The sequence below is a fragment of the Paracidovorax sp. genome (assembly GCF_057642795.1).
In genome coordinates, this window is sequence record NZ_JBXYZY010000003.1 from 1 (window position 1) to 25,859 (window position 25,859).

Annotated in this window: 25 protein-coding genes; 16 read left to right on the forward strand and 9 right to left on the reverse strand. The window is 67.7% G+C overall.

Annotated elements, in window-relative coordinates:
* The first annotated feature begins 215 nt into the window (after nt 1–215).
* The 11 genes from AC3A84_RS03805 (at nt 216) to AC3A84_RS03855 (ending at nt 12,088) form a co-directional block, all read left to right on the forward strand.
* A complete protein-coding gene (locus AC3A84_RS03805; protein ID WP_487968420.1) occupies nt 216–953 on the forward strand; it encodes a 16S rRNA pseudouridine(516) synthase in 738 nt (245 codons plus the stop codon).
* Nucleotides 954–1,137: 184 nt separating this feature from the next.
* Entirely contained in the window at nt 1,138–2,094 is a 957-nt protein-coding gene (locus tag AC3A84_RS03810; RefSeq protein WP_487968505.1) for a YncE family protein, read from the forward strand.
* A 52-nt stretch (nt 2,095–2,146) separates the two neighbouring features.
* Nucleotides 2,147–2,962, forward strand: a complete 816-nt coding sequence (locus AC3A84_RS03815) for a polysaccharide deacetylase family protein (protein ID WP_487968421.1) — start codon at nt 2,147–2,149, stop codon at nt 2,960–2,962.
* Between the two features lie 42 nt (nt 2,963–3,004).
* Entirely contained in the window at nt 3,005–3,991 is a 987-nt protein-coding gene (locus AC3A84_RS03820; protein ID WP_487968422.1) for a sterol desaturase family protein, read from the forward strand.
* A 33-nt stretch (nt 3,992–4,024) separates the two neighbouring features.
* Nucleotides 4,025–4,933: an EI24 domain-containing protein gene (locus AC3A84_RS03825; RefSeq protein WP_487968423.1), complete on the forward strand. Its 909-nt coding sequence runs from the start codon at nt 4,025–4,027 to the stop codon at nt 4,931–4,933.
* A complete protein-coding gene (locus tag AC3A84_RS03830) occupies nt 4,930–5,751 on the forward strand; it encodes a competence/damage-inducible protein A (protein WP_487968424.1) in 822 nt (273 codons plus the stop codon). The genes AC3A84_RS03825 and AC3A84_RS03830 overlap by 4 nt, the downstream gene beginning before the upstream one ends.
* Nucleotides 5,752–5,911: 160 nt before the next feature.
* Nucleotides 5,912–7,327, forward strand: coding sequence for a type I glutamate--ammonia ligase (gene glnA, locus AC3A84_RS03835; protein WP_092939571.1), 1,416 nt, complete (start codon nt 5,912–5,914; stop codon nt 7,325–7,327).
* A gap of 254 nt (nt 7,328–7,581) precedes the next feature.
* The gene (locus tag AC3A84_RS03840; RefSeq protein ID WP_487968425.1) at nt 7,582–8,082 is read left to right on the forward strand and encodes a hypothetical protein; all 501 of its coding nucleotides are present in this window, start codon (nt 7,582–7,584) and stop codon (nt 8,080–8,082) included.
* 34 nt (nt 8,083–8,116) lie between these two features.
* Complete coding sequence (gene glnL, locus AC3A84_RS03845; protein WP_487968426.1) at nt 8,117–9,229, forward strand: nitrogen regulation protein NR(II); 1,113 nt, start codon at nt 8,117–8,119, stop codon at nt 9,227–9,229.
* Nucleotides 9,230–9,289: 60 nt separating this feature from the next.
* Complete coding sequence (ntrC, locus tag AC3A84_RS03850) at nt 9,290–10,942, forward strand: nitrogen regulation protein NR(I) (protein WP_487968427.1); 1,653 nt, start codon at nt 9,290–9,292, stop codon at nt 10,940–10,942.
* Between the two features lie 195 nt (nt 10,943–11,137).
* Nucleotides 11,138–12,088: a ferritin-like domain-containing protein gene (locus AC3A84_RS03855; protein ID WP_487968428.1), complete on the forward strand. Its 951-nt coding sequence runs from the start codon at nt 11,138–11,140 to the stop codon at nt 12,086–12,088.
* A 143-nt stretch (nt 12,089–12,231) separates the two neighbouring features.
* Here AC3A84_RS03855 and xth read toward each other — a convergent pair whose 3' ends face one another.
* The 4 genes from xth to AC3A84_RS03875 are packed head-to-tail and all read right to left on the reverse strand — an operon-like array spanning nt 12,232 to nt 15,072.
* Nucleotides 12,232–13,008: an exodeoxyribonuclease III gene (gene xth, locus AC3A84_RS03860; RefSeq protein ID WP_487968429.1), complete on the reverse strand. Its 777-nt coding sequence runs from the start codon at nt 13,006–13,008 to the stop codon at nt 12,232–12,234.
* A gap of 42 nt (nt 13,009–13,050) precedes the next feature.
* The gene (locus AC3A84_RS03865) at nt 13,051–13,545 is read right to left on the reverse strand and encodes a dihydrofolate reductase (protein ID WP_487968430.1); all 495 of its coding nucleotides are present in this window, start codon (nt 13,543–13,545) and stop codon (nt 13,051–13,053) included.
* Between the two features lie 34 nt (nt 13,546–13,579).
* On the reverse strand, nt 13,580–14,173 hold the full coding sequence (locus AC3A84_RS03870) for a DUF4337 domain-containing protein (RefSeq protein ID WP_487968431.1): 594 nt from the start codon (nt 14,171–14,173) through the stop codon (nt 13,580–13,582).
* A 59-nt stretch (nt 14,174–14,232) separates the two neighbouring features.
* A complete protein-coding gene (locus AC3A84_RS03875) occupies nt 14,233–15,072 on the reverse strand; it encodes a thymidylate synthase (protein ID WP_487968432.1) in 840 nt (279 codons plus the stop codon).
* 189 nt (nt 15,073–15,261) lie between these two features.
* Between AC3A84_RS03875 and AC3A84_RS03880 the strand changes: the two genes are divergently transcribed.
* Nucleotides 15,262–15,750 (forward strand): Ivy family c-type lysozyme inhibitor, encoded by a 489-nt coding sequence (locus tag AC3A84_RS03880; protein WP_487968433.1) that lies wholly within the window; start codon nt 15,262–15,264, stop codon nt 15,748–15,750.
* A 21-nt stretch (nt 15,751–15,771) separates the two neighbouring features.
* Here AC3A84_RS03880 and AC3A84_RS03885 read toward each other — a convergent pair whose 3' ends face one another.
* Entirely contained in the window at nt 15,772–17,220 is a 1,449-nt protein-coding gene (locus AC3A84_RS03885; RefSeq protein WP_487968434.1) for an FAD-binding oxidoreductase, read from the reverse strand.
* A gap of 108 nt (nt 17,221–17,328) precedes the next feature.
* Nucleotides 17,329–17,736: a DUF2069 domain-containing protein gene (locus AC3A84_RS03890; RefSeq protein WP_487968435.1), complete on the reverse strand. Its 408-nt coding sequence runs from the start codon at nt 17,734–17,736 to the stop codon at nt 17,329–17,331.
* 107 nt (nt 17,737–17,843) lie between these two features.
* Here AC3A84_RS03890 and AC3A84_RS03895 point away from each other — a divergent pair, with 107 nt between their 5' ends.
* Nucleotides 17,844–19,124 carry a YihY family inner membrane protein gene (locus AC3A84_RS03895; protein WP_487968436.1) on the forward strand — a complete coding sequence of 427 codons (1,281 nt, stop codon included), beginning with the start codon at nt 17,844–17,846 and terminating at the stop codon, nt 19,122–19,124.
* 2 nt (nt 19,125–19,126) lie between these two features.
* Here AC3A84_RS03895 and hpnE read toward each other — a convergent pair whose 3' ends face one another.
* Together hpnE and hpnD are read right to left on the reverse strand one after the other, a co-directional pair.
* Nucleotides 19,127–20,491, reverse strand: coding sequence for a hydroxysqualene dehydroxylase HpnE (gene hpnE / locus AC3A84_RS03900; protein ID WP_487968437.1), 1,365 nt, complete (start codon nt 20,489–20,491; stop codon nt 19,127–19,129).
* Nucleotides 20,492–20,493: 2 nt separating this feature from the next.
* On the reverse strand, nt 20,494–21,333 hold the full coding sequence (gene hpnD / locus AC3A84_RS03905) for a presqualene diphosphate synthase HpnD (protein ID WP_487968438.1): 840 nt from the start codon (nt 21,331–21,333) through the stop codon (nt 20,494–20,496).
* Between the two features lie 117 nt (nt 21,334–21,450).
* Between hpnD and AC3A84_RS03910 the strand changes: the two genes are divergently transcribed.
* Entirely contained in the window at nt 21,451–22,344 is an 894-nt protein-coding gene (locus tag AC3A84_RS03910) for a UDP-2,3-diacylglucosamine diphosphatase (RefSeq protein WP_487968439.1), read from the forward strand.
* Nucleotides 22,337–23,539, forward strand: a complete 1,203-nt coding sequence (locus AC3A84_RS03915) for a glycosyltransferase family protein (RefSeq protein ID WP_487968440.1) — start codon at nt 22,337–22,339, stop codon at nt 23,537–23,539. Before AC3A84_RS03910 ends, AC3A84_RS03915 begins: the two co-directional genes overlap by 8 nt.
* Nucleotides 23,540–23,561: 22 nt before the next feature.
* Here AC3A84_RS03915 and hpnC read toward each other — a convergent pair whose 3' ends face one another.
* Nucleotides 23,562–24,446, reverse strand: coding sequence for a squalene synthase HpnC (gene hpnC / locus AC3A84_RS03920; protein WP_487968441.1), 885 nt, complete (start codon nt 24,444–24,446; stop codon nt 23,562–23,564).
* A gap of 88 nt (nt 24,447–24,534) precedes the next feature.
* On the opposite strand from hpnC, the gene AC3A84_RS03925 reads away from it, so the two are divergent.
* The gene (locus tag AC3A84_RS03925; RefSeq protein WP_487968442.1) at nt 24,535–25,776 is read left to right on the forward strand and encodes an efflux RND transporter periplasmic adaptor subunit; all 1,242 of its coding nucleotides are present in this window, start codon (nt 24,535–24,537) and stop codon (nt 25,774–25,776) included.
* The last annotated feature ends 83 nt before the right edge of the window (nt 25,777–25,859 follow it).

Consider the following 25,859-nt stretch of genomic DNA (forward strand, 5'->3'; position numbering starts at 1 on the left):
GTGTGAAAGTAGGTCATCGTCAGGCTCTTACAGCCCAAATCGCCCCGCGTACGAAAGTACTCGGGGCGCTTTGCTTTTGGAGATGGGAAAGCGGAGGGACATCAAACCAGGGATCTTGGTGTAATTTCCGACCTCAGATCTGAGGTGCTTATATCCGGATGAATTTTCGGATGCTCGTCCGATTGGCGAAACTCCCGAATCAATAAAGCTCAGCCATGCAACTTCAGGATATTCTTTACTCGCAAGGTTTCGGTACGCGGAGAGTATGTGCCGGACTGATTCAGCAAGGTTGGGTGGAAGTCAGGGAGGCCTTGGAAGGCGACTTCCGGCGGGAGACCGATGCCACGGCAGAGGTAGTTGAGCGAGGCGCCGTACTCAAGGTCCAGGGCGTGGAGTGGCCCTATCACGTGAAGGCCTACGTGATGCTTCACAAGCCTGCTGGTACCGAGTGTTCGCAGAAGCCTTCCACGTATCCGAGCATCTACACGCTGCTGCCCTCGCCACTACGTCAGCGACCTAGCAAGACTGCGGTCGTCGGAGTCCAGGCCGTAGGGCGCTTGGACCAAGACACCACTGGGCTGCTGCTGCTGAGTGATGACGGACAGTTCATCCACAAGATGAGTTCGCCGAAAAAGCATGTGCCCAAGGTGTACGAGGTGTCTACCAAGCACCCGGTCGATACCGCACAGGTGCAACGGCTGCTGGACGGCGTGATACTGGATGATGATCCGAAGCCTGTGCGCGCTGCGGCCTGTGTTCAAACCGGCGACGCCGCGTTGGCGCTCACCCTAACAGAGGGCAAGTATCACCAGGTCAAGCGAATGCTGGCTGCCGTGGGTAACAGGGTGGAAGGACTTCACCGTTCGCGCATCGGGCAGTTGGAATTGCCTGTCGATCTTGCCCCCGGGGCGTGGCGCTGGCTGGCCGCAGAAGATCTGGCACTGCTGAGGTGAATGTGTCTTTACGTGACCCAAAGGAACTTTGGCGCACGTAGCGGACCTCTGATGACGCCATAGAGAGCTTTTTTTGGCGTCTAATCGCCTGTTGTTCCGGCGGCATGGTGCCCCGGTGGGCTGGCCTGATCCTTTCCGAAAGTTGGATTAAGTGAAATTCTCGTTGTTGGGGCGCTTTGGCGCTGTGCTGGTGGCGCTGTGTGCATTGGCTGGGAATGCGCATGCAAACAATCCCTTGCCCCCGGTCTTTGTGCTCAATTCCCTGGATGCCGACATCAGCGTCATCGATCCCGGGACGTGGACGGAAACGACCCGCATCTCTACGGGAAAAGAGCCGCATCACATGTACCTGACGCCGGACGAGAAGTCTCTGGTCATTGCCAACGCGCTCGGTGACTCGCTGACGTTCGTCGATCCCAAGACGGCGCAAGTCCAGCGCGTGGTACGGGGCATCGTGGACCCTTACCACCTGCGCTTCTCCCAGGACATGAAGTGGCTGGTGACAGCGGCCAATCGGTTGAACCATGTCGATTTTTATCGGTGGGACGGCAAGGACCTCGCCCTGGTGGAGCGCGTGTCCACGGGCAAGACGCCGAGCCACCTCTGGATCGACAGCCAGAGCCGAACGGTGTATTCGTCGATGCAGGACAGCGACGAGCTGGTGGCCATCGATGTGGCGACGCGCAAGATCATGTGGCGCACCAAAACCGGCCCGATGCCTGCCGATATCTATGGCAGCGCCGATGGCCGTTTCTTGTTCGTCGGCCTGACGGGGAGCGACAGTGTCGAGGTGTTCGACATCTCGGGCTCGGAACCACGCAGCGTGCAGCGGATCAAGACGGGCGCGGGGGCTCACGCTTTCCGTGCCGCGGGAGATGGCCGGCACATCTTCGTCAGCAATCGGGTGGCCAATACGATCAGCAAGATCGACATGGTCGACAAGAAAGTGGTGGATGTGTATCCGGCGCCTGGCGGCCCGGACTGCATGGATGTGTCCCCCGATGGCCGTTGGATCTATGTCAGCGCCCGTTGGGCCCGGAAGTTGTTGGTGATCGATACCAAGGAACGCAAGGTGGTTCAGAAGGTGAGCGTAGGCAAGTCGCCGCACGGCGTCTGGACCCTGCAACACGCCGGCCGTTAATGCGGGTCGTATTCATCCATTCGAGCACATCCCTTTTTCTGGAGCGCCTTACATGCCTTCAGCCGCGATGATCACGCGCAAGCAGTTTGCTATTTTTATGATAGCTGCATGTGCCGGAGCGACGGGCGCAAACGCTCAAAGTGATTGCACGAAGCCCGTGTATCTGACCCTTGACACCGGCCACATGGGCATCGCCCAGCTGGTGGCCGACGTGCTCAAGCGCCAGCAGGTCAAGGTGACCTTCTTTGCGGCCAACGAGCCGACCCAGGTAGGCGAGGGCAGCCTTTCTGATGACTGGGCACCGTGGTGGAAGGCCCGCGCCGCCGAGGGACATGAGTTTGCCTCGCACACCATGGATCACGCCTACTGGCGGGGCGATGCCGGCACGCCCAGCGCACCGGCCTTCCGCATCCGGCCTTCCGCGGGATCGCATGCTGGGCAGGAGTCCGTTATGACGGCTGCCCAGTACTGCCAGGAGATTTCCCGCGCAGCGGATCGGCTCAAGCTCATGACAGGCAAGACGCCGCTGCCGCTGTTCCGCGCGCCAGGTGGCAAGACTTCGCCACAGCTGCTGGCTGCGGCGAAATCCTGCGGATACGCGCATGTGGGCTGGTCGCCGGCCGGCTTCCTGGGTGACGAGCTGCCCAGCGAAAAGTACAGCAACAAGGCGCTGCTACAGAAGGCGCTGGGTTCCATTCGCTCTGGCGATGTCCTGTTGGCGCATCTCGGCATCTGGTCGCGCAAGGACCCGTGGGCGCCAGCCAACCTCGAGCCGTTGATCGTGGGCTTGAAAGAGCGAGGCTTTTGCTTCAGGACACTGCGCGATCACCCGGATTATCGCGATTGGATCGCGCAGCACAGACCGTGAACGGGCGACGTAGAACGGTCGCTGTCGCTGAGGATTTCTGAGATGGATACCCTGGTCAACTGGTTCGATCTGGCGCAGCAATGGCTCTTCGAGGCCGTCGTTCAGCCGTTGATGTTCTCTTTCGGTATGGCCAACTTGCTGGAGGACGGCTACGACGCCACGGGGTGGTTGCTGGTCGGCCTGTTGCAGCTGGTGGTCATGCTGGCGCTGATCGCGCCGTTGCAGCGCTGGCGACCCGTGGAGCCCGTGACGGATCGCGCGGCCATCCGTGTTGACGTGATCTATACGCTCATCCACCGGCTGGGGCTCTTCCGCCTGGGGCTGTTCTTTGCCTTTACGCCGCTCTGGGACGCGTTGTGGGGCACGCTGCGCATGCATGGCGTCAGCACTTGGCACCTGGACAATCTCTGGCCCGGCGTGACCGATTTGCCCGTCGTCAGCCTGCTGATCTATCTGGTGGTGTTCGATGCGCTCGAGTACTGGATCCACCGTGGCCAGCATCACTTTGAATGGTGGTGGAAGCTGCATTCGCTGCACCATTCGCAGCGCCAGATGACCATGTGGACCGACAACCGTAACCACCTGCTCGACGATCTGCTGCACTCCTTCATCGTGGTCAATGTCGCGCAGCTCATCGGTGTGGCCCCAGGGCAGTTTGTGGTCATCGTTGCGATTACCCAGTTGAGCGAGAATTTTCAGCACGCAAACATCCGTATGTGGTTCGGCCGCTTCGGCGAACGGCTCTGGGTGAGTCCCCGCTTCCACCGGCTGCACCACGCCATCGGCATCGGCCATGAATCGCAGCCCGCCCCAAGCGTCCACAAGCCTGTGCTGGGCGGCCACAACTTCGGCGTGTTGCTGCCATGGTGGGACATGCTGTTCCGCACCGCCAACTTCGAATTGCGCTATGAGGCCACTGGCGTGCGCGATCAGGTGGAGCCTGGCCCTGACGGCCGGGTGCGCGACTACGGCCGCGGCTTCTGGATGCAGCAGTGGCGTGGGCTCCAGCGTTTGCGGGGGCGCGCCTGAGCGCGGACATGCGCTGGCGCTATGCTTGGGGCCATGGGACTGTTGATCGATTCATTCTGGCGGGCCGCGGCCTACTGTCTGCGTCCGCGAGTCATCGCGCTGTCGCTGCTGCCCCTGCTGCTGATCGCTCTGCTGGCCTGGGGCGCGGGCGCCTTGTGGTGGTCGTCTTCGGTGGCAGCCGTGCAGGAGTCGCTGCAGACCTCTGGCTGGCTCGGCTTGCTCTGGGGATGGCTGCGGCAGTTCGGCATCGCCGATGCGCCTTCCGTGTTGGCACCCCTGCTGGTGATCGTGGCTGCCACCCCGGTCATCGTGCTGGTCGCGGTGCTGGCTGTGGCACTGATGATGACGCCCGCTCTGGTGCGCCTTGTTGCAGCACGACGCTTTCCGACGCTGGTGCGCAAGCGCGGAAGTTCTTTGGTGAGCAGTCTGGTCTGGTCGCTGGGCTCCACGGCGGCCGCCCTGCTGGCCATGGTGGTATCCATGCCGCTTTGGCTGGTTCCCCCACTGGTGCTGGTGCTCCCCCCGCTCATCTGGGGATGGCTGACCTACCGTGTGATGAGCTTCGATGCACTTGCTGACCATGCCAGCAAGGAAGAGCGTGTGCTGCTGCTGAAGCGGCACCACGTGTCCTTGCTGACCATGGGCGTCGTGTGCGGCTATCTGGGCGCTGCACCAGGGATCGTCTGGGCGTCAGGTGTGGTGTTTGCCGCGGCTTTCTTCGTGCTGGTGCCTGTCGCCGTTTGGATCTACACCTTGGTGTTCGCGTTTTCCTCGCTATGGTTCACGCATTACGCCCTGTCCGCGCTGGAGCGTCTGCGGCGCGAGCGGGGTGAGCCGCCGGCTGCCGCGCCCGTGGCCGACGCCGCGTCTTCGGCCACTCCCTCGGCTGCGTTGCCAGCGCCGCCCAGCCCTTCCAACACACCTTTTGCGACTCAGCCATGATCCCTTCCTTCGGCCTCATCATCGTGGGCGATGAAATTCTCTCGGGCAAGCGTGCGGACAAGCACATGCCCAAGGTCATCGAACTGCTGGCCGCGCGCGGTCTGGGCCTTGCCTATGCCGACTATGTGGGCGACGATCCCGACCGCATCACCGCCACGCTCCAGCGCGCCTTTGCCTCGGCCGACGTGGTGTTCTCCTGCGGCGGCATCGGCGCCACTCCGGACGATCACACGCGGCAATGCGCAGGCCGGGCCCTTGGCCTCCCGTTGGCACTGCATCCGCAGGCCAAGGCGCTGATCGAGGAGCGTATGCAGGACGCGGCCCGCGAACAGGGGGTGCCCTACGAACCCGACCGTGCGGACAACGTCCACCGGCTGAATATGGGGGTATTTCCCGAAGGCTCTGCCATCATCCCCAATCCGTACAACAAGATCCCGGGCTTTTCCTGCGCAGGCAAAGGGGGCTCCCATGTGCATTTCGTGCCGGGCTTTCCCGTCATGGCCTGGCCGATGATCGAGTGGGTGCTCGACACCCACTATGCGCACTGTTTCAACCGGCAGCCGCAGACAGAACACTCCGTGGTGGTGTACGGTTCAATGGAAGCCACGCTGACGCCGCTCATGGAGCGCATCGAGCGGGACCATGCACCGGTGCGCGTTTTCAGTCTGCCGAGCGTGGACCATCCCGAGCATGGCCGCCACATCGAGCTCGGGGTGAAAGGGCCCACTGTGCTCGTTCCGACGGCGTGGATCGCTTTGCAAAGGGCGTTGCACGATATTGGTGCAAGCATGGGCCCCGAGGTGGTGCGCAATACCTGACGGTCAGCGTTGTGGCGTGTGGTGCACTGTTTTGGGGTGTTTCTGCAGGTGCGGTGAGAACGCTCGCCGTGCTCTGCCTTAGTGCATGGAGGCCTGCCGTTGGCATGCAACCTGCTTTTCTTTCGACGTTTTTAACAAGCGCTTAATCCTGGAGATCCTGATGGCCAAGACCGTTGCAGACGTGATGAAGATGGTGAAGGAGAACGAAGTCAAGTTCGTTGACTTCCGCTTCACCGATACCCGTGGCAAGGAACAGCACGTGACCGTGCCGGTGTCCCACTTCGACGAAGACAAGTTCTCGTCGGGCCACGCCTTCGACGGCTCGTCGGTGGCAGGCTGGAAGGGCATTGAAGCGTCGGACATGCAGCTCATGCCCGACCCGAACACGGCCAACATCGACCCCTTCTTCGAAGAAACCACGCTGTTCCTCCAGTGCGACGTGATCGAGCCGGGCGACGGCAAGGCCTATGACCGCGATCCCCGCTCCATCGCCAAGCGCGCAGAAGCCTACTTGAAGGCTTCCGGCCTGGGCGACACGGCCTACTTCGGTCCGGAACCCGAATTCTTCATCTTCGACGGCGTGCGCTGGAGCAACGAGCCCGGCAAGGTCATGTTCGAGATCGAAGAGTACGAAGCTCCTTGGAACTCGGGCGCCAAGCTCGAAGGCGGCAACCGCGGCCACCGTCCCACCGTCAAGGGCGGCTACTTCCCCGTGCCCCCGGTCGACAGCACGCAAGACATGCGCGCTGAGATGTCCCTGATCCTCGAATCCCTGGGCATCCCGGTCGAAGTGTTCCACCACGAAGTGGCGGGCGCAGGCCAGAACGAAATCGGCACCAAGTTCAGCACGCTGGTCGAGCGCGCCGACTGGACCCAGGTCCTGAAGTACGTGGTGTGGAACGTGGCCAACGCCTACGGCAAGACGGCAACCTTCATGCCCAAGCCCTACGCGGGCGACAACGGCTCCGGCATGCACGTGCACCAGTCCATCTGGAAGGACGGCAAGAACCTGTTCGCCGGCGACGGCTATGCAGGCCTGTCCGACTTCGCCCTGTACTACATCGGCGGCATCATCAAGCACGCCCGTGCCCTGAATGCCATCACCAACCCTGGCACGAACAGCTACAAGCGCCTGGTGCCCGGCTTTGAAGCTCCGGTGAAGCTGGCCTACTCGGCCCGCAACCGTTCCGCCTCGATCCGTATTCCTTACGTCGCCAACCCGAAAGGCCGCCGTATCGAAGCGCGCTTCCCCGATCCTTCCGCCAACCCCTACCTGGCCTTCTCTGCCCTGATGATGGCTGGCCTGGACGGCGTGGAAAACAAGATCCATCCGGGCGAAGCCGCCACGAAGGACCTCTACCACCTGCCGCCCGAAGAAGACAAGCTGGTGCCCACCGTGTGCCACAGCCTGGACCAGGCGCTGGAATACCTGGACAAGGACCGCAGCTTCCTGACCAAGGGTGGCGTGTTCACCGACTCCATGCTGGATGCCTACATCGAGCTGAAGATGGGCGAAGTCACGCGCTTCCGCATGGCTCCTCACCCTGTCGAATACGACATGTACTACTCCCTGTGATGGGCCGGGCGCGGCGGCCTCGGGGCTGCAGCGCCTGTCTGCACAAGGCAGTGGTCCGAAAAGGCGGCGCGAGCCGCCTTTTTTCATGCCCGTCCGGAACTTGCCTGGGGCGTTTGTGCCTGAGAAGTGCACCGTCCACTGGGGGATGGGGCTTCACCGCCCCTGAATGCGGGGCTGAATTGGCGCTGCAAGACGATTGGGGGATACTCCCCGATACCCCTAGCGTGCCCCGATGCATGCCTTCCGAGGAATCCATGAAGAAGAGTCTCACCGCATTGCTGACCCTGTGCGCCTGCCTGCCGGCAGCCTGGTCGCAGGACCGCATCTATCGCTGCGGCAACGAATACACCAACAACGCCACGCAGGCCAAGGAGCGTGGCTGCAAGGTCGTCGAAGGCGGCAACGTGACCGTGCTGCAAAGCAGCCGGCCAGCGGGTAGTTCCTCGTCGGGCAGCGCGAGCACCGGACCCACCACCTCGCCGTCCAATACGCCCCGCGTCGGCACATCGGACCAGCGCGCCCGCGATGCAGATGCCCGTGCCATCCTGGAGGCCGAACTGCGCAAGGCCGAGGCCCGCCAGGCCGAACTGGCACGCGAATACAACAACGGCGCGCCCGAACGCACGGCGCTGGAGCTGCGCAACACGCAGGCCTATCAGGACCGGATTGCCTCGCTCAAGGCCAGCCTCGCTCGCGCCGACAGCGACGTGGCTGGCATCAAGCGCGAACTGGCCCGCCTGTCGCCAGCCAACTGATTCGCTGCGGGAGCCGCAGGCCCGCTATCGCTGAATGCGCCTGTGCTTCCCGCCCCGTCACGATCGCCAGAAAGGGAATCGTCTGCCCAAGACCGACATCGCGCGCTACCCCGCGCTGGATCTGCTCTCCACCTTGGTGGCCGTGCTGCGCCCCGACGGCGCGGTGCAGTTCGCCAATGCCGCCCTGGAAACCTGCCTGGGTCTGTCGCGCCGCACGCTGGAGGGCGCCGACTTCAGCACGTTCTTTACCGACCCCGCGCTGCTGCAGACTGCGCTGGCGGGCGCTCGCGGGCAGGACTTCGCCGCGCTGCGCTTCGAGGCCGGGCTGCGCCGTCCGCCGCAGGAGCCGCTGCCGGTCCACACCAGCCTGTCCGTTGCCGAACATACCGGCGAGGTGCTGCTCGAACTCTGGCCGCTCGAAGCCCAGGCGCGCCAGGACCGCGAAGAGCGCCTGCGCGAGCAGGCGCTGGCCAACAAGGAGCTGATCCGCAACCTGGCGCACGAGATCAAGAACCCGCTGGGTGGCATCCGTGGCGCGGCGCAGTTGCTGGAGATGGAGCTCCAAAGCCGCGAGTTGACCGAATACACCCAGGTCATCATCCACGAGGCCGATCGCCTGCAGAGTCTGGTGGACCGTCTGCTGGCTCCCCATCGCCACCCGCACCTGGTGGGCGACGTCAACATCCATGAGGTGTGCGAGCGCGTGCGATCGCTGGTGCTGGTCGAGTTCCCACACGGCCTGCGTGTGCAGCGCGACTACGACACGTCGATCCCCGAATTCCGCGGCGATCGCGCCCAGCTCATCCAGGCGCTACTGAACATCGTGCAGAACGCGGCCCAGGCACTGGCCGAGCGCATCGCGCGAGGCGATGCCGAGATCGTGCTGCGCACGCGCGTCGCGCGCCAGGTGACCTTCGGGCGTCAGCGGTACCGGCTGGCACTGGAATTGCATGTCATCGACAACGGACCGGGCGTGCCCGAGGCCATCAAGGAGCGGATCTTCTATCCCTTGGTGACGGGCCGGGACGGTGGATCGGGACTCGGGCTGACGCTGGCGCAAACCTTCGTGCAGCAGCACCACGGACTCGTCGAATGTGACAGTGTTCCGGGGCGAACCGACTTCCGCATCCTGATCCCCTTGCCCTGAGGTTCCGCGAGACGATTTTTGAAAACAGCGACCCTGACGGGCACAAGGTAGATGCAACACATGAAGCCGATCTGGATAGTAGATGACGACCCCTCGATCCGCTTCGTCCTCGAGAAGGCGCTGGCTCGTGAAAACCTGCCCACGCGCAGCTTCACCCACCCGCGAGAAGTGCTGGACGCACTGGCCGACATCGCCGCCGGCGATCCGGCCCGCCAGGGCCCGCAAGCCCTGGTGAGCGACATCCGCATGCCCGGCGGTTCCGGCCTGCAACTGCTTGAGCAGGTGCGCCAGCAGCAGCCCGGCCTGCCGGTCATCATCATGACGGCCTATTCCGACCTGGACAGCGCCGTGTCCGCCTTCCAGCGCGGGGCCTTCGAGTATCTGCCCAAGCCTTTCGATCTGCCCAAGGCCGTGGAGCTGATCCGCCGCGCCGTGGAAGAGAGCCAGCGTGAGGAGGTGATCGAAGAGCGCCAGACCGCCACTCCTGAAATGTTGGGCCAGGCGCCCGCCATGCAGGACGTGTTCCGCGCCATCGGCCGGCTCAGCCAGAGCCAGGTGACGGTGCTCATCACGGGGGAGTCGGGCTCCGGCAAAGAACTGGTGGCACGCGCGCTTCACAAGCATTCGCCGGTCTCGGGCGGCCCCTTTGTTGCCATCAATACCGCCGCCATTCCCAAGGATCTGCTCGAATCCGAACTCTTTGGTCATGAGCGCGGCGCCTTCACGGGCGCGCAGACGCAGCGCCGTGGCCGCTTCGAGCAGGCCGAGGGCGGCACGCTGTTTCTCGATGAAATCGGCGACATGCCGTTCGATCTGCAGACCCGGCTGCTGCGCGTGCTGTCCGACGGCCAGTTCTACCGCGTGGGGGGGCATGCGGCGGTCAAGTCGCATGTGCGCGTCATTGCCGCCACCCACCAGAATCTGGAACAGCGCGTGAAGGACGGCGTCTTCCGCGAAGACTTGTTCCACCGCCTGAACGTCATCCGCCTGCGCCTGCCGGCGCTGCGCGAGCGGCATGAAGATGTGCCCATGCTCACGCGCCACTTCCTGCAGCAGAGTGCGCGGCAGCTGGGCGTGGAGCCCAAGCGCATCGCGGATGCTGCCCTGGCGCGGCTGGAGCAGTTCTCGTTCCCTGGCAACGTGCGGCAGCTGGAAAACATCTGCCACTGGCTGACCGTGATGGCGCCGGCCCAGGTCATCTCCGCGCAGGATCTGCCGCCCGAGGTGCTGGACGCTCCCCTGATTCAGGCCCAGTCCCTGAGCGGCGGCGTTGCGGCACCGGCCGGGCTGGCTGTGCCCGACCAGCACCTGCAGGCAAGTGCGACACACGTCGCCGATTACGCGGCTGCGGCGCCTGTGCCTGCCGCCACGGCCTTTGCGCAAGGTGTCGCGCCGGGCGCTTTATCTGCCCCCGTGGCCCCGGTATCGCATCCCGTGGCTGATGGCATGCCGGCCACGCTCGGCGCATCGGCAGCAGGCGTTCAGGCCGGCTGGGAGCAGGCGCTGGAAGCCGAGGCGCAGCGCATGCTGCTGGGTGGCCAGGCCGAGGTGTGGGATGCACTCACGCGCCGCTTCGAGTCGCGGCTGATCCGCACGGCACTGCATGCCACGCATGGCCGCCGCATGGAAGCTGCGCAGCGCCTGGGCATCGGCCGCAACACCATTACCCGCAAGATCCAGGAACTCGGCCTGGATGCTCCTGACGAAGCGTGATTCAGCCCTCCAGCGCAGGCACAGTCAGCGGTATATGCTATTGAATTGGTAGCAAAAAAGGCCTGCGATACGCAGGCCTTTCTTCAACCCGGGTGCGCGTGGCTGTCCTACAGCCTTGCCGCGCATGAGCCGACCCGGGCTTCGGTAGGTGGACTTTGAGAATCGTTTCATCGTTCAACCCACAGGAGCTTTTTCATGGCCGATACCAAAAGTGCAAACCGCGATCCGCTGACCAACGAACCCGGAGCCCATCCCGTCGGAACGGGCCTGGGCGCCACCGGCGGCGCCGTCGCGGGCGCTGCTGCCGGCTCGCTGGGCGGGCCGATCGGCGCGGCGATCGGCGGCGTGGCCGGTGCCGTGGCCGGCGGCCTGGCTGGCAAGGCCGCCGCTGAATCCGTCAACCCGACGGCGGAAGACGCCTACTGGCGCAGCACTTACGACCGCGAGCCCTACTACGAGAGCGGCCGCACCTATGACGAATACCGTCCCGCCTATGAACTGGGCTGGTCCGCCCGCGACCGCTACCAGGGCCAGGACTTCGACGCCGTGGAGCCGCATCTGGCGCGCGACTGGGGCCAGGCCCGCGCCAGCAGCCCGCTGGAATGGGAGACCGCCCGCCCCGCCACACGGGCGGCCTGGGACCGTGTGGAGCGTGGCAGCGTCGAGCGCCACGCAGCAGGCGGCGCGGTGGTGGACAACGCCGATGTGGTGGATGTGCTGGACGATCTGCTCGAATCCTGCCGCGATGGTGAATACGGCTTTCGTGCGTCGGCTGAGCGTGCCGAATCGCCGGAGCTGAAGACGCTGTTCCTGCGCCATGCCAGCGAATGCGCTGCCGCTGCGGCCGAGCTGGAGCGCGAGGTGCGCAACCACGGCGGAGAGCCCTCGTCGGGCGGCACCATGTCTGGCGCGCTGCATCGCGGCTGGGTGTCGGTGAAGGCGGCGCTTTCCTCCAATGACGACAAGGCCGTGCTGGAAGAGTGCGAGCGCGGCGAGGATGCCGCCGTGGCCCGCTACCGCAAGGCGCTGCAGTCGCCCCTGCCGGCCCATGTGCGCTCCATCGTCGAACGCCAGGCCCAGGGCGCCCAGCGCAACCACGACGAGGTGCGTGCGCTGCGTGACCGCGCACGGGCGGTCGATCGCTGATTGCCACTGAAGCCGTTCACTCGCTGAGCGCCGGAAAGTCCCGGCGCCGGCGCCCCATGCAAAAAGCCGCGGGCCCTTAGGGGGCCACGCGGCTTTTTCATGGTGGGTGATCGCGTTGCCGGGGCTGGTGAGTCGTGCTGGGCTCAGCCCAGTTCCACCACGACCGGCGCGTGATCGCTGGGCTGCGGGTTCTTGCGCGGCGCGCGGTCGATATGGCAGGCGCGCACCTGGGCTTTGAGCTCGTCGCTCACCAAGATGTGGTCGATGCGAAGGCCCCGGTTCTTCTGGAAGCCGAGCATGCGGTAGTCCCACCACGAGAAGCTCTTTTCAGGCTGCTCGAACATCCGGAAGGTGTCCGTCATGCCCAACTGCAGCAGCGACTGGAAGTGCGCGCGCTCTTCCACCGTGTGGTGGATGGTGTCCTTCAGCCCCACGGGGTCGAACGAGTCGCGGTCTTCGGGCGCCACATTGAAGTCTCCCACCAGCACCAGGCGCGGGTGGGCCTGCAGCTCGCTTTGCACCCAGCGGTGCAGGGCGTCCAGCCACTGCAGCTTGTAGGCGAACTTGTCCGAGCCTGGCGCCTGGCCGTTGACGAAATAGCAGTTGATGAGGCGCAGCGGTCCATCGGCCGTGTCCAGCGTGGCGGCGATGACGCGGGCCTGCACGTCTTCATGGCCGGGAATGTTGCGCACCACGTCGCGCAGCGGCGAGCGGCTCAGGATAGCCACACCGTTGTAGGTCTTCTGGCCGAAGGCAGCGGCGTGGTAGCCGGCCTCCTGCAGCGCCTGCACGGGGAATTTTTCGTCCACCAATTTCAGTTCCTGCAGGCCGATGGCATCGACCGGGTTCTCGGCCAGCCAGGCCAGCACCTGGGGCAGGCGGACGGAGAGGGAATTGACGTTCCAGGTGGCAAGCTTCATGGCGGGACGATTCAGGTTAGGGAGGAGGGCGTGGCGGTGCGGTCAGCCGCGCCGGTAGCTGACGAAGGAGAACGGCAGGCCGCCGGCAGCGGACTGCTGCACGGGCGTGCGGGCGGTTTCGCGCCACTCGGGGCCGAGCTCGGGGGCGAAGGCGTCGGCGGCGAAGTCCTGATGGATTTCGGTCACCTCCACGCCGTCGGCGAGCGGCAGGGACTGGGCATAGATCTGCGCACCGCCCACGGCCCAGACGGCATCGCCGTGCGACCGGGCCTGTTCCAGCGCGTGTTCCAGGCTGGAGGCGCGCAGCGCACCCTCGGCCTGCCACGCTTCCTGGCGCGTGACCACGATGTTGGTGCGGCCGGGCAGCGGGCGGAAGCGTGCGGGCAGCGAATCCCAGGTCTTGCGCCCCATGATCACCGTGCCGCCCATCGTGAGCTGCTTGAAATGCGCCAGGTCTTCCGGCAGGTGCCAGGGCATGGCGTTGTTCAGGCCGATGCCGCCGTTGGCAGCGCGTGCGTAGATGAGTCGCAAGGTCATGATGGTGGGGGTTGCTGGGTTCGTTGGACGGGCATCACAAGTGCATGGCCGCGACCACGCCCAGGGCCATGCCCAGGCCCGCGACGCCGTACATGCCCCACTGCAGCCACTTGCGGCGCGTGAGCAGCGCGATGGCCGCCAGCGCGATGGCGACCTGCAGCACCGTGGTGGCCTGCGCCCAGCGGTGGTGCTGGTGCATCTGCGCTTCGCTCTGCTCGTCCAGCGCCTGCGACTGGGCTTCCAGGGCCTCGGCCTTCTTTTTGATGTCGTTCTTTTCCTGCTCGTAGCGGTCCAGCTTGGCCTGCAGCTCGGGCTTGCGGTGGTCCGCGGCCAGATCGCGGGCCAGCTCGGTCACGGACTGCTTGGTGCTCTTGGACTGGTAGTAGGCCCACTGGTTGGCGGCCTCGGTCTTCTTGATGGCGGCGTCGTTCTTGATCAGGCCGGCATTGGCCTGCGTGGCGCCGCCCATGTAGGAAAAGATGGCGCCCACCGTGGCGATGATGGCCGTCGCCATGGCGATGCGGTTGGTCATCGAGCCGTTGTCGGCGTCGGTGGAGTGGGCGTGCTGGGCCGCATGCTCGACCGCGTGGTCGTGCGGCCCATGGACGTGGAAGCCGTGGGAGGACATGGGGTGGGATCGCTGGAAAGTGGAGGAAGAGGAAGAGGCCCGGGCACCGCCCGGGCGCTTCAGACCGCGACCGGCGCCTTGATGGCCGGATGGTGCTCGTAGCCGCGCACCTCGAAGTCTTCGAACTGGTAGTCGAACAGGCTCTCCGGACGGCGCAGGATGTGCAGCGTGGGATAGGGGTGCGGCGCGCGCGACAGCTGCAGTTCCACCTGCTCGAAGTGGTTGCTGTAGATGTGGCAGTCGCCGCCCGTCCAGATGAAGTCGCCCACGTCCAGGTTGCATTGCTGCGCCACCATGTGCGTCAGCAGCGCGTAGCTGGCGATGTTGAAGGGCACGCCCAGGAACATGTCCGCACTGCGCTGGTAGAGCTGGCAGCTGAGCTTGCCGCGCTCGCCTGCGGCCTGCGGCGGCGCCACATAGAACTGGAAGAAAGCGTGGCAGGGCATGAGCGCCATCTTGTCCAGGTCAGCCACATTCCAGGCGCTCACGATGATGCGGCGCGAGTCAGGGTTGGTCTTGAGCGTCTGCACCACCTGGCTGATCTGGTCGATGTGGCCGCCGTCCGGCGTGGGCCAGCTGCGCCATTGCACGCCGTAGACCGGGCCCAGGTCGCCGTCTTCGCGCGCCCATTCGTCCCAGATGGTGACGCCGCGCTCCTTGAGCCACAGGTTGCTGCTGGAGCCGGTGAGGAACCACAGCAGCTCGGTGATGATGGATCGCAGGTGGACCTTCTTGGTCGTGACCAGCGGAAAGCCCTCGTTCAGATCGAAGCGCATCTGGTAGCCGAACACGCTGCGGGTGCCGGTGCCGGTGCGGTCCCCTTTGGACACGCCTTGGGTATAGACGTGGCGCATGAAATCTTCGTACTGGCAGCGTACGGGGCGGGAGGTGTCGGTCATGGGCGGAGGGCGCTTGGGCAGCGCGTTCGCAACGTTGGAAAGGCCGCGATTTTAGGCCGCGAGCCTGCAGGCCTGCCGATGGCCGTGCAAGGGCCTGGGTGGCGAAGGCGCTAAGCTCGGGCGATCATCCATTCCACGACCGGCCGGGCCGGCCTTGCCACGATGTCTTTCGCCAAGTCGCCCCTTGTTTTGGCTTCTCTCGCCGCCGTGCTGGCGGGTTGCGCCAGCAACGTTCCTCTCACGCCTGCCGCGCCCGCCGCGCCTGCCGCACAGGCTGCGCAGACACCTCGGGCCACAGCCGCACCGGCCGCCGACCCCTGGGCCGGCGTGCCGGCGCTGGTGGGCACTCTTCCGTCGGATGGGGTGGACTTCCTGCGCACCGGCCCCATCGCAGATCGCCTCCAGGGGCTGCTCGGTCCCGTCAACTACCCGGTGTTCGTGAAGAACATGGGCGTCAGCGGCCCGTTGCGCAAAGAGGGCTCGCTCTTCTACATCATGGGCCACCGCCCGAACCAGGGCGGCGAGGAGTCTGCCGCCATGGTGCTGGACCCCAAGCGCGACGCCATGCGCGCCTGGCTGCAGACGGGCGACGAGGAATGGGACGTGCAGGACGCCGGCCCGGCCGTGCCGCTGCCGGCCGAGGTGCGGCAGTTCATGCAGAACGCCCGCGGGGGCTGAGGCCCTGCCCGGGCCGGTTGTTCAACCCTGCGGCTGAGGCTGCGGGGCCGTCACCGGCAGCAGGCACTGCGGGTTCATTAGGCCCTGCGGATCGAGGGCGCCCTTGATGGCGCGCATCATCGTGAGGGCCACGGGCGACTGGTACTGCTGCAGCTTGTCCACCTTGAGCGCGCCCACGCCGTGCTCGGCCGAGAACGATCCGCCGAACTTCGCCACCGCCTCATAGACCAGATCGTTCACGCGGGCTTCCTCGTCGCGCAGGAAGGCCTTGGGGTCGCCCTCGGCCGGGGCCTGCACGTTGTAGTGCAGGTTGCCGTCGCCCAGGTGGCCGAAGTTGACCAGCCGCACGCCCGCAATCTCGCGCTGCAGCAGCGCATCGGCATAGTCCACGAAGGCCGGGATGCGCGAGATCGGCACGGAAATATCGTGCTTGATGTTCAGCCCTTCCTCGGCCTGGGCCAGCGGAATGCTCTCGCGGATGTGCCAGAGCTGGTGCGCCTGCGCCAGGTTCTCGGCCACCACGGCGTCGCTCACGCAGCCGGCGTCGAAGGCGGTTTCCAAGAGTGCTTCGAAGCGCGCGCGGGCGTGGTCCTCGGATTCGCTGTCGCTGTTTTCCAGCAGCACGGCGTAGGGCACGTCGGCCTGGTCGATGAAGGGCACGCGCAGCTGCGGCATGTGGCGCGCGACCAGGCTCAGGGCGAACCGGCCCATCACCTCGAAGCCGGTCAGGCCCGCGCCCAGGTGCTTGTGCGCCAGCGCCAGCAGCTGCACGGCGTGCTCCATCGACGGCACGGCGGCCCAGGCGGTGAGGCTGGCGGCAGGCTGGGGAAAGAGCTTCATCGTCGCCGCGGTGATGATGCCCAGCGTGCCTTCGCTCCCAATGAAGAGGTCGCGCAGGTCGTAGCCGGTGTTGTCCTTGCGCAGGCCCTTGAGGCCGTCCCAGATCTCGCCCTGGGGCGTGACCACTTCCAGCCCTAGGCAGAGTTCGCGCGCATTGCCGTAGCGCAGCACCTGCGTGCCGCCGGCATTGGTGGCCAGGTTGCCGCCGATGGTGCAGCTGCCTTCGGCAGCCAGGCTCAGGGGAAAGAGCAGGCCGGACTTTTCCGCCGTGTCCTGCACGTTCTGCAGGATGGCGCCGGCCTCCACGGTCAGCGTGAGGTTGTCGGCATCCACGGCGCGCACGGCGTTCATCCGCGCGAGGCTCAGCAGCACCTGGGTGCCGGAGGCGTCGGGGATCGAACCCACCGACAGGCCCGTGTTGCCGCCCTGCGGCACGATGGCCGCGCCCGCTGCGGCGCAGGCGCGCACCACGGCGGCCACTTCCTGCGTGCTGGCCGGGCGCACCACGGCCAGCGCCTTGCCGCGCGCGCGGCGGCGCCAGTCCTGCTCCCAGGCGGTGAGGTCGCCTTCGGTCAGCACATGGGCGGCGCCGACGGTCTGGCGCAGGGTGTCGATCAGCGGATGGGACATGGCGTTCTCGGTCTCTCGCGAAAAAACGGTAGGTGGATGCGGTGAGGGGCGGGCGTGGGGCCGGGCCGTTCGTCGTCGTCGTTATTTTTTGTTCTGCAGATTCAGCAATCAGGGCGCGCCGGCCGCCGCCGCCGTGCCGGCCGCACGCGCATGGCGCTGGCGCAGCCGCACGTGCAGCGCGCAGGCGGTGAAGAGCAGCAGGCACAGCGCCACCTCGGCCAGCGCCAGCCAGCGCCCGGTGCCGGCGTCGCTCCAGGCGCGCACCACGCCTTCGGTGAAATAGAGCCACACCACCAGGCTGACCCAGCGGTAGGTGTACATGCGCCGTTTGAGCAGCCCCGCCAGCGGAAAGGCCAGCGGCAGCGCCTTGAGCGCCAGCCACGAGCCGCCCGGGCGCAGGGGCGCGAGCCACAGCTCCCAGGCCAGGCTGAGCACGATGAGGCCCAGCAGGCTGCCCACCGCAAGCCAGCGGGTGGCGGCGACGTCCTGGGTGGGGAGATGCGGAGAAGAGGGCATGCGCGTGTGCGGTGGGCGTTGTGGGAAGGCGGGCGATGCGCCGGCGAATGCGGCTGCAGAGCCGGGTGCCGGCGGCGCGGCGGGTGGAATCAAGGATCATATCGGCCATGAGCATTTCCCTGCAGGCCGCCGTGCTGCGCTTCGAGGCGTGGCTGGCGCAGCTGTCCCACTTTCCGTGGCGGACGACGGCGCACACGCTGCGCGAGCGTTTCCGCGAAGACCGGCTGGGCCTCACGGCCAGCAGCCTTACCTTCACCACGCTGCTGGCGCTGGTGCCGTTCTTCACGGTGGCGCTGGCGCTGTTTACTGCCTTACCCATCTTCGGGAAGATGCAGTTCACGCTGCAGCGCTGGCTGGTCGAAAGCCTGGTGCCCGACAGCATCTCCCGGCCCGTGCTGGGCTACCTCACGCAGTTCGCGGCCAAGGCCAGCGGGCTGGGCGTGGCGGGCTTCTCCATTCTGCTGGTCACCGCGCTGGCGCTCATCCTGACCATCGACCGCACCCTCAACAACATCTGGCGCGTGCCCCGGCTGCGCCCGCTGGGCCAGCGGGTGCTGATCTACTGGGCGGTCATCACGCTCGGGCCGCTGGTGCTGGCCAGCAGCCTGGCACTGACCACTTCTGTGGCGTCGGCCGCCTCGCGCGGCATCGGCGAAACGCTGCCCGGCGGCGCGCGCTTGCTGTTCGACTCCATCGAGTTCTTCGTGCTGGCGGCCGGCACCGCAGCGCTGTACCGCTACGTGCCCAACACGCAGGTGAGCTGGCGGCATGCCTGGGCGGGCGGGGTCTTCGTCTCCTTCGGCATCGAGCTGGCCAAGAAGGTGCTGGGTCTGTACATCGCCTCGGTGCCGACTTATTCCGTGCTCTACGGCACTTTTGCCACGCTGCCCATCCTGCTGCTGTGGGTGTATGTGGCCTGGGTCATCGTCCTGCTGGGCGCCGTGGTGGCGGCCTACCTGCCCAGCCTGCTGGCGGGGGTGGCGCGCAGCGCCAGCGGCCAGGGCTGGACCTTCCAGCTGGCGGTGGAGGTGCTGCAGCTGCTGCATGCGGCGCGGGCAGCGCCCGAGCGGGGCTGGCCGGCTGCGCGGCTGGCGCAGGCGCTGCGGGTGGACGTGCTGCAGCTCGAACCTGTGCTGCAGGTGCTCACGGCGCTGGACTGGACCGTGCAGGTGAACGAGGCCGCCGCCGGCGCGCCCGAAAGCGCCGAGCCGCGCTACGTGCTGGTGGCCGATCCGGAAAGCACCCCGCTGGAGCCGCTGGTGCAACGCCTGCTGATCGAGCGGGCCGAGAGCCTGGAGCGCTTCTGGGGCAATGCGGGGCTGGAGGTCATCAAGCTGGCCGACGTGCTGCCCCGGGCGCCACGCCCGCTCTATGCCGGTGTGGCTTGATGCTATCTATTTGATAGCTCAATGCCGTTGATCCACAAGGGCTGCGGGGTGATTTGATCTGAAGTCTGCAGCTGCCGGGCCGCCGCCGAGCCGCTGAGTACCGCCCCTTCCAGCGTCGCCGGATAAGGCCCTTGCACATAGTCGCCGCAGGCCAGCAGGCGCGGGGCGATGGCCTGCGCGGGGCGCTGCAGGCCGGGCGTGCAGGCGAAGGTGGCGCGCTTTTCCACCACGGTGCGCAGCACGCGCAGGCCCGGCAGGTCGAGTTCTTCGGCGGCCTGCTGCAGCACCTGGCGCTCCAGCGCCTCGCGTTCGCCCTCGAAGGCGCTCACCACGAAGGCCAGCAGCCCGGCCGGCCCACCCAATCGGGCGCGGTCGAACACGAACTGCGCGGGCCGGTCGGCCCTGGCGCGCAGCGCCAGCATGGGCGCGGGCAGCAGCGGGCCCGGGGCGCCGGCCTGCTGCGCATAGACCGTGGCGATCGCCGTGTGGCGCAGCGCGTCGGCGCCGTCGGCCCAGGCATGCAGGGCGGCGGCATCGCCGGCGGGGGCTGCACCGCGCACCAGCCGGGCGGCCTCCGGCGCGGGCGTGGCCAGCACCATCGCGTCGAAGACCTCGCTGCCCTGGCGGGTCTCGACCTGCCAGCCGCCGCCCTGCGCGGGATGCAGCGCAGCCACCCGCTCGCCGCTGCGTACCGCGTGGCCGTGTGCGCGCAGCCACTGCGCGGCGGGTTCCGGGAAGAGGGCGCCCAGGTCGGCGCGCGGCAGCAGCAGGTGCGAGCCGCCGCGCCCGCTGAACAGGCTGTCGCGCAGCACGCGCAGAAACACCTGGCCGCTGGATTGGTGGGCCGGCGTGTTCAGCGCGGAAACGCAGAGCGGGTCGATGAATTCTTCCTGCAGCCGCCGCGGCAGATGGGCGCACAGCTGCGCGACGCTGGCCGAGGGCGCGCAGGCGAAGCCGCCCAGCCGCCAGGCCGCCGCCGTGCGCAGCAGCGCCGCGCGCTCTCGCCAGGCCCAGCCGCGCGCGCGGGCGATGCCCCAGAGCGCATCCCAGGGCGGTGCCCAGTCGGGCAGCTGCAGGCCGGAGCCGTCGGCATAGCGCAGCGCCAGCGGCAGGCGCAGCAGCGCAGGCGATTCGGCCACGCCCACCGAGCGCATCAGCGCCAGGCATTCGGCGTAGGCGCCGATCAGGATGTGCTGGCCGTTGTCGAGGGTGAGGGGCTGGCCGCCATCGCCTTCGGCCGCCAGGGCGCGGGCCCGGCCGCCCAGGGTGCGGGCGGCCTCGAAGACGGTCACGCCGTGCCCGGCCCGGGCCGCGCCCAGCGCGGCCGCCAGGCCCGCCCAGCCGGCGCCGACGACGGCGACGCGCATGGCTACATGCGCCCCAGCGCCTGCATCTTCCAGGCCAGCCAGAATTTGCGCAGCGGCGTGAGCGCGATGCGCTGGTGCAGCACCTGGAAGTTCTCGGCCTCGATCTCGCGCAGCAGCGTGCGGTAGATGCTGGCCATCATCAGGCCGGGCTTTTGCGCACGCCGGTCGGCGTCGGGCAGCAGGGCCAGGGCCTCGTCGTAGAGGCGGTGGGCGCGCTCGGCCTGGAAACGCATCAGCGCGGTGAATCGGTCCGAATACTGGCGCTTGAGGATCTCGTGCGCCTTCACATCGAACTGCTGCAGCTCCGAGACGGGCAGGTAGATGCGGCCCATCATGGCGTCCTCGCCCACGTCGCGGATGATGTTGGTGAGCTGGAAGGCCAGGCCCAGGCGGTGGGCGTATTCGGTGGTGGCGGCTTCGGCCTGGCCGAAGATGCGCGCGGCCACCTCGCCCACCACGCCGGCCACCAGGTGGCAGTAGCGCGAGAGGCCCGCGAAGTCGAGGTAGCGGGTCTGCTCCAGATCCATCTGGCAGCCTTCGATCACGGCCTGCAGGTGCCGCTCCTCGATGCCGTAGGCGGCGGTGTGCGGCATCAGCGCCTGCATCACCGGGTGCGTGGCCTGGCCCGCGAAGGACTTGGCGACTTCGGCCTGCCACCAGGCGAGCTTGGTGCGGGCCACGCCTGCGTCCGAGACTTCATCGACCACATCGTCCACCTCGCGGCAGAAGGCATAGAAGGCGGTGATGGCGGCGCGGCGCGCTGCCGGCAGGAACAGGAAGGCGTAATAGAAGCTGCTGCCGGAGCCGGCGGCTTTTTGCTGGACGTACTGTTCCGGTGTCATAGGGGCCGGATTGTCCCATGGGGCCGGGGCCTGGCGGCCGTGGCGCGGCCGCGTCGTCACGCGCCCGACATGCGCCTGTCACGCCGCTGCCACGGCGCAGGCAGAGCATTCCGGTTCATGCAACGCGACGACGCTTTCCTGAACGCCTGGCGCACCGCCGGCACTCCTGTGGACGACGAAACGGGCGCGGGACCGGTGCCCGGGCGGCCGGTGCAGCGCTACCGCACGCTCTGGATCTCCGACCTGCACCTGGGCACGCCCGGCTGCCAGGCCGAGGCCTTGCTCGACTTTCTCCGCCACACTGAATGCGAGACGCTCTATCTGGTGGGCGACATCGTCGATGGCTGGCAGCTGCGCCGCAACTGGTACTGGCCGCAGGCCCACAACGACGTGGTGCAGAAGCTGCTGCGCAAGGCGCGCAAGGGCACGCGGGTGATCTTCATTCCCGGCAACCACGACGAATTCGCGCGGCGCTACCTGCATCTGAACTTCGGCGGCGTCACCGTGGCCGAGGACTGGGTGCATGAAACGGCCGACGGCCGCAAGCTCTGGGTGATCCACGGCGATCTGTTCGACGGCGTGATCCAGTGCGCCAAGTGGCTGGCCCACGTGGGTGATTCGCTCTACGAATTCACGCTGCGGCTCAACCGCCACCTCAACACGCTGCGCGCCCGCATGGGGCTGCCGTACTGGTCGCTTTCGCAATACCTCAAGCGCCGCGTCAAGCGCGCGGTGAGCTACGTGGACGACTTCGAGAACGCCGTGGCCCGCGAGGCCAAGAAGCGCGGCCTGCAGGGCGTAGTCTGCGGCCACATCCACCATGCGGAGCTGCGCGACATCGGCGGCACGCTCTACGCCAACGACGGCGACTGGGTGGAAAGCCTGACGGCCCTGGCCGAGCAGGCCGACGGCACGCTGCAGATCCTGCAGTGGAGCGAATTCCTGCCGGCGTCGCGCCACAAGGCCGCCCGCAAGGCAGCCGCCGCGGCCAAGACCGCACAGCATGTTTGAGCGGGCCGCCGCAGCGGCGCTGCCCGCCACCCGCCGGCCGGTGGTGGAGCTGATCTATTTCAACGCCGGCAGCGGCCACCGGGCCTCCGCCCTGGCGCTGGAGGCGGCCATCGCCCGCGCCGGCCTGCCGTGGGCGGTGCGCCTGACCCATCTCTTCGAGGTGCTGGACCCCACGGCGCGCTTTCGCCAGTGGACGGGCATGGAGCCCGAAGACATCTACAACCGCCGCCTGGCGCGGGGCTGGACGCTGGGCCTGGGCCAGGAGCTGCGCCTGCTGCAGGGCATGATCCGCTGGAGCCGCAAGGCGCTGGTGCGGCGGCTGGCGGCGCACTGGCAAGCCACGGCGCCCGACATGGTCGTCTCGCTGGTGCCCAACTTCAATCGCTCGCTGGGCGATTCGGTGGCGGCTACGCTGCCGGGCGTGCCCTTCGTCACCGTGCTGACCGACCTGGCCGACTGCCCGCCGCACTTCTGGATCGAACCCGAGGTGGCGGGCCAGCACTTGGTCTGCGGCTCGCCCCGCGCCGTGGAGCAGGCCCGCGCCCTGGGCTGCGACGAGGCGCGCATCCACGCCACCTCCGGCATGGTGCTGAGCCCGGCCTTCCACGATCTGCCCGCGCTGGACCGGGCCGCCGGGCGCGCCCAGCTCGGCTTCGGCCCGCAGCGGCCCGTGGGCCTGGTGCTGTTCGGCGGCGAGGGCTCGCGGGCCATGCTGCCCATCGCCCGGCAACTGCCCGATACGCCGCTCATCCTGGCCTGCGGCCGCAATGCCGCGCTGGCCCGCGCACTGCGCGCGCTGCCGGCCCGCGCGCCCCGGCTGGTGCTGGACTTCACCCGCGACATGCCGCACTACATGCGGCTGGCCGACTTCTTCATCGGCAAGCCCGGCAGCGGCAGCCTGAGCGAAGCCGTGCAGATGGGCCTGCCGCCCATCGTCACCCGCAACAGCTGGACCATGCCGCAGGAACGCTACGTGACCGACTGGGTGCGGGACAACGGCCTGGGCCTGGTGCTGCCCAGCTTTGCCCGGGTGGCCGAGGCCGTGCAGGCGCTGCAGGCCGAGCTGCCGCGCTTTCAGGCCGCGGTGGCGCGGCAGCGCAACCAGGCAGCGTTCGAGGTGCCGGCCGTGCTGGCGCGCATCCTGGCGCAGGCCCAGCAGCGCCCGCAGCCCGAGCCCTGGCGGCAGGCGGCCTGAGCGCTGGCTGCTCGATGCAGGGCTACATCCTGAAGGCGCGCCAGAGCAGGCGCGGGCCGTCGGCGGCGCGCAGCACGGGGCGCGTGAGCAGGCTGCCGCCGTCAAGGGCCTGCACCTTGTCCAGGATGCGCAGCCCGCCCTGCACGACCAGGCGCAGCTCCCAGCCGATGCGCCCCGGCAGTCGATGCACCAGGGGCGCGCCCGCGAGCATGGTCGCGCGGGCCCAGGCGGCGCAGTCCATCACCAGTGCGTCGGTGGCCGCGCTGCGGCGGCCGGCCGCCAGCTGCGCCCGGTCCACGCCGTGGGCGGCGCAGTCGGCATCGGTCAGATAGTGGCGGCCGCGCGGCAGGTCCACGCTCAGGTCCTGCCAGAAGTTGATGAGCTGCAGCGCGCTGCAGATGGCATCGCTTTCGGCCAGGGCGGCCGGGCGCGCCTCGCCGTAGAGGTGCAGCAGCAGCCGGCCCACGGGGTTGGCCGAGCGGCGGCAGTAATCCAGCAGTTCGGCGCGGTCGGCGTAGGTGCCGCCGTCGCGGGTCTTGGCGATGTCCTGGAGGAAGGCGTCGAGCAGGTCGTCCAACAGCGGTACGGGCAGGGCGTGGCTTTGCAGCACGGCCTGCAGCGGCGCGAAGATCGCCGCCCAGCGCGGCGCCGGGGGCGCGCCTGCAGCCACCGCGTGCAGCTCGGCCCGGTAGGCCTGCAGGTCGGCCAGGCGCTCGCCGGCGCTGGCGTCGCCCTCGTCGGCCAGGTCGTCCGCGGCGCGGGCAAAGGCATAGATGGCGGCGATGGGCGGGCGCAGCCGCGGCGGGCAGAGCAGCGAGGCCACCGGGAAGTTCTCGTAATGGGTGACCGGCGGTGCCAGCGGGGCTGCCTGGGGGGCTGCTGCAGGAGAGGGGGTGGAGGGCTTCACGCCCGTGATTCTCACCTTGACAACGGCGGGACGGCTCGCCTAGATTACTAACCAGTCAGTCAGTAATTGCATTCGCGAAAGCCTTCCCATGACTTCACTTCTTGCGCGGCAGCCCGCCCTGCGGGTCGCACGATCCGCCGGTGTGCGTTCCATTCCTCTGGCCGTGGCCCTGGCGGGGGCCTTGTCGCTGGCGCTGCTGGCGGGGTGCTCGCCCAAGGAGCCCGCGCCCGAGCCGATGCGGTCGGTCAAGCTCATCACCGTGGGCGCCGCGCCGCTGCATGCGCAGCTCGAATACGCGGGCGAGGTGCGCGCCCGTGTCGAGTCGCGCCTGGGCTTTCGTGTGGCCGGCAAGATCGCCGAGCGGCAGGCGCAGCTGGGCCAGCGGGTGGCGGCCGGCCAGGTGCTGGCGCAGCTGGACCCGCGCGACTACCAGCTGGCGGCCGATGCCTCCCGCGCGCAGGTGACATCCGCGCGCACCCAGCGCGATCTGGCCGCGGCGGACCTGCAGCGCTACGCCGCGCTGAAGGCGCAGAACTTCATCAGCGGGGCGGAGCTGGAGCGCCGCGAGGCCACGCTCAAATCCGCTCAGGCCACGCTGGACCAGGCCCAGGCGCAGCTCACCTCGCAGGGCAACCAGGCGGGCTACACGCGGCTGGTGGCCGATGCGGCCGGCGTGGTCACTTCGGTGGATGCCGAGCCGGGACAGGTGGTGGCCGCCGGCACCCCGGTGGTGCGCGTGGCGCAGGATGGGCCGCGCGATGTGGTGTTCTCGGTGCCCGAGGACCGGTTCGCCGCGCTGAAGCCGGGCCAGCCGGTGGGCGTGCGCATCTGGAGCGATGCCGAGTCCTTTACCGGGCGGGTGCGCGAGGTGGCGGCCAGTGCCGACCCAGTGACGCGCACCTTTCTGGTCAAGGTGGCCATCGAAGGCCCGGAGATGCCGCCGCTGGGCGCCACGGCCTATGTCCGCCCCAAGGCGCTGGGCCGCGAGGGCGTTCAGGCCCTGAAGCTGCCCACCAGCGCGCTGCGCCAGGAAGGCGGCCATACGGCGGTGTGGGTGTTCGATCCCGCCACCAGCACCGTGCGCTCGCAGCCCGTGCAGATCGCCACGGCCGACGGCAACGACGTCGTGATTGCCGCGGGTCTCACGCCCGGCCAGCAGGTGGTGGCCACGGGCGTGCATGTGCTGTCGCCGGGGCAAAAGGTGTCGGTCTATGAGTCGAAACAGGATCGAGCCCAGGCAGGGCAAGCGCAGCCTGCTATGAAAAACGCAGCAGCCTCCGATGCCGCTGCATCCGCAGCTGCTGCCGCCGCACCGGCGGCCAGCCGATAGGAGCGCCGCATGACGCAGCTGCCCGATCCGGCGCACGGCGCCGACGCCCATTCGCCTTCCGCACCCCCTCCCGAGCGCAAGCG

Excerpts from the sequence above, each read along its gene's own strand:
- AC3A84_RS03805 (WP_487968420.1), top strand. The coding sequence starts at position 216 with ATGCAACTTCAGGATATTCTTTACTCGCAAGGTTTCGGTACGCGGAGA.
- AC3A84_RS03815 (WP_487968421.1), top strand. The coding sequence starts at position 2,147 with ATGCCTTCAGCCGCGATGATCACGCGCAAGCAGTTTGCTATTTTTATG.
- AC3A84_RS03820 (WP_487968422.1), top strand. The coding sequence starts at position 3,005 with ATGGATACCCTGGTCAACTGGTTCGATCTGGCGCAGCAATGGCTCTTC.
- AC3A84_RS03825 (WP_487968423.1), top strand. The coding sequence starts at position 4,025 with ATGGGACTGTTGATCGATTCATTCTGGCGGGCCGCGGCCTACTGTCTG.
- AC3A84_RS03830 (WP_487968424.1), top strand. The coding sequence starts at position 4,930 with ATGATCCCTTCCTTCGGCCTCATCATCGTGGGCGATGAAATTCTCTCG.
- glnA (WP_092939571.1), top strand. The coding sequence starts at position 5,912 with ATGGCCAAGACCGTTGCAGACGTGATGAAGATGGTGAAGGAGAACGAA.
- AC3A84_RS03840 (WP_487968425.1), top strand. The coding sequence starts at position 7,582 with ATGAAGAAGAGTCTCACCGCATTGCTGACCCTGTGCGCCTGCCTGCCG.
- glnL (WP_487968426.1), top strand. The coding sequence starts at position 8,117 with ATGCGCCTGTGCTTCCCGCCCCGTCACGATCGCCAGAAAGGGAATCGT.
- ntrC (WP_487968427.1), top strand. The coding sequence starts at position 9,290 with ATGAAGCCGATCTGGATAGTAGATGACGACCCCTCGATCCGCTTCGTC.
- AC3A84_RS03855 (WP_487968428.1), top strand. The coding sequence starts at position 11,138 with ATGGCCGATACCAAAAGTGCAAACCGCGATCCGCTGACCAACGAACCC.
- xth (WP_487968429.1), bottom strand. The coding sequence starts at position 13,008 with ATGAAGCTTGCCACCTGGAACGTCAATTCCCTCTCCGTCCGCCTGCCC.
- AC3A84_RS03865 (WP_487968430.1), bottom strand. The coding sequence starts at position 13,545 with ATGACCTTGCGACTCATCTACGCACGCGCTGCCAACGGCGGCATCGGC.
- AC3A84_RS03870 (WP_487968431.1), bottom strand. The coding sequence starts at position 14,173 with ATGTCCTCCCACGGCTTCCACGTCCATGGGCCGCACGACCACGCGGTC.
- AC3A84_RS03875 (WP_487968432.1), bottom strand. The coding sequence starts at position 15,072 with ATGACCGACACCTCCCGCCCCGTACGCTGCCAGTACGAAGATTTCATG.
- AC3A84_RS03885 (WP_487968434.1), bottom strand. The coding sequence starts at position 17,220 with ATGTCCCATCCGCTGATCGACACCCTGCGCCAGACCGTCGGCGCCGCC.
- AC3A84_RS03890 (WP_487968435.1), bottom strand. The coding sequence starts at position 17,736 with ATGCCCTCTTCTCCGCATCTCCCCACCCAGGACGTCGCCGCCACCCGC.
- AC3A84_RS03895 (WP_487968436.1), top strand. The coding sequence starts at position 17,844 with ATGAGCATTTCCCTGCAGGCCGCCGTGCTGCGCTTCGAGGCGTGGCTG.
- hpnE (WP_487968437.1), bottom strand. The coding sequence starts at position 20,491 with ATGCGCGTCGCCGTCGTCGGCGCCGGCTGGGCGGGCCTGGCGGCCGCG.
- hpnD (WP_487968438.1), bottom strand. The coding sequence starts at position 21,333 with ATGACACCGGAACAGTACGTCCAGCAAAAAGCCGCCGGCTCCGGCAGC.
- AC3A84_RS03910 (WP_487968439.1), top strand. The coding sequence starts at position 21,451 with ATGCAACGCGACGACGCTTTCCTGAACGCCTGGCGCACCGCCGGCACT.
- AC3A84_RS03915 (WP_487968440.1), top strand. The coding sequence starts at position 22,337 with ATGTTTGAGCGGGCCGCCGCAGCGGCGCTGCCCGCCACCCGCCGGCCG.
- AC3A84_RS03925 (WP_487968442.1), top strand. The coding sequence starts at position 24,535 with ATGACTTCACTTCTTGCGCGGCAGCCCGCCCTGCGGGTCGCACGATCC.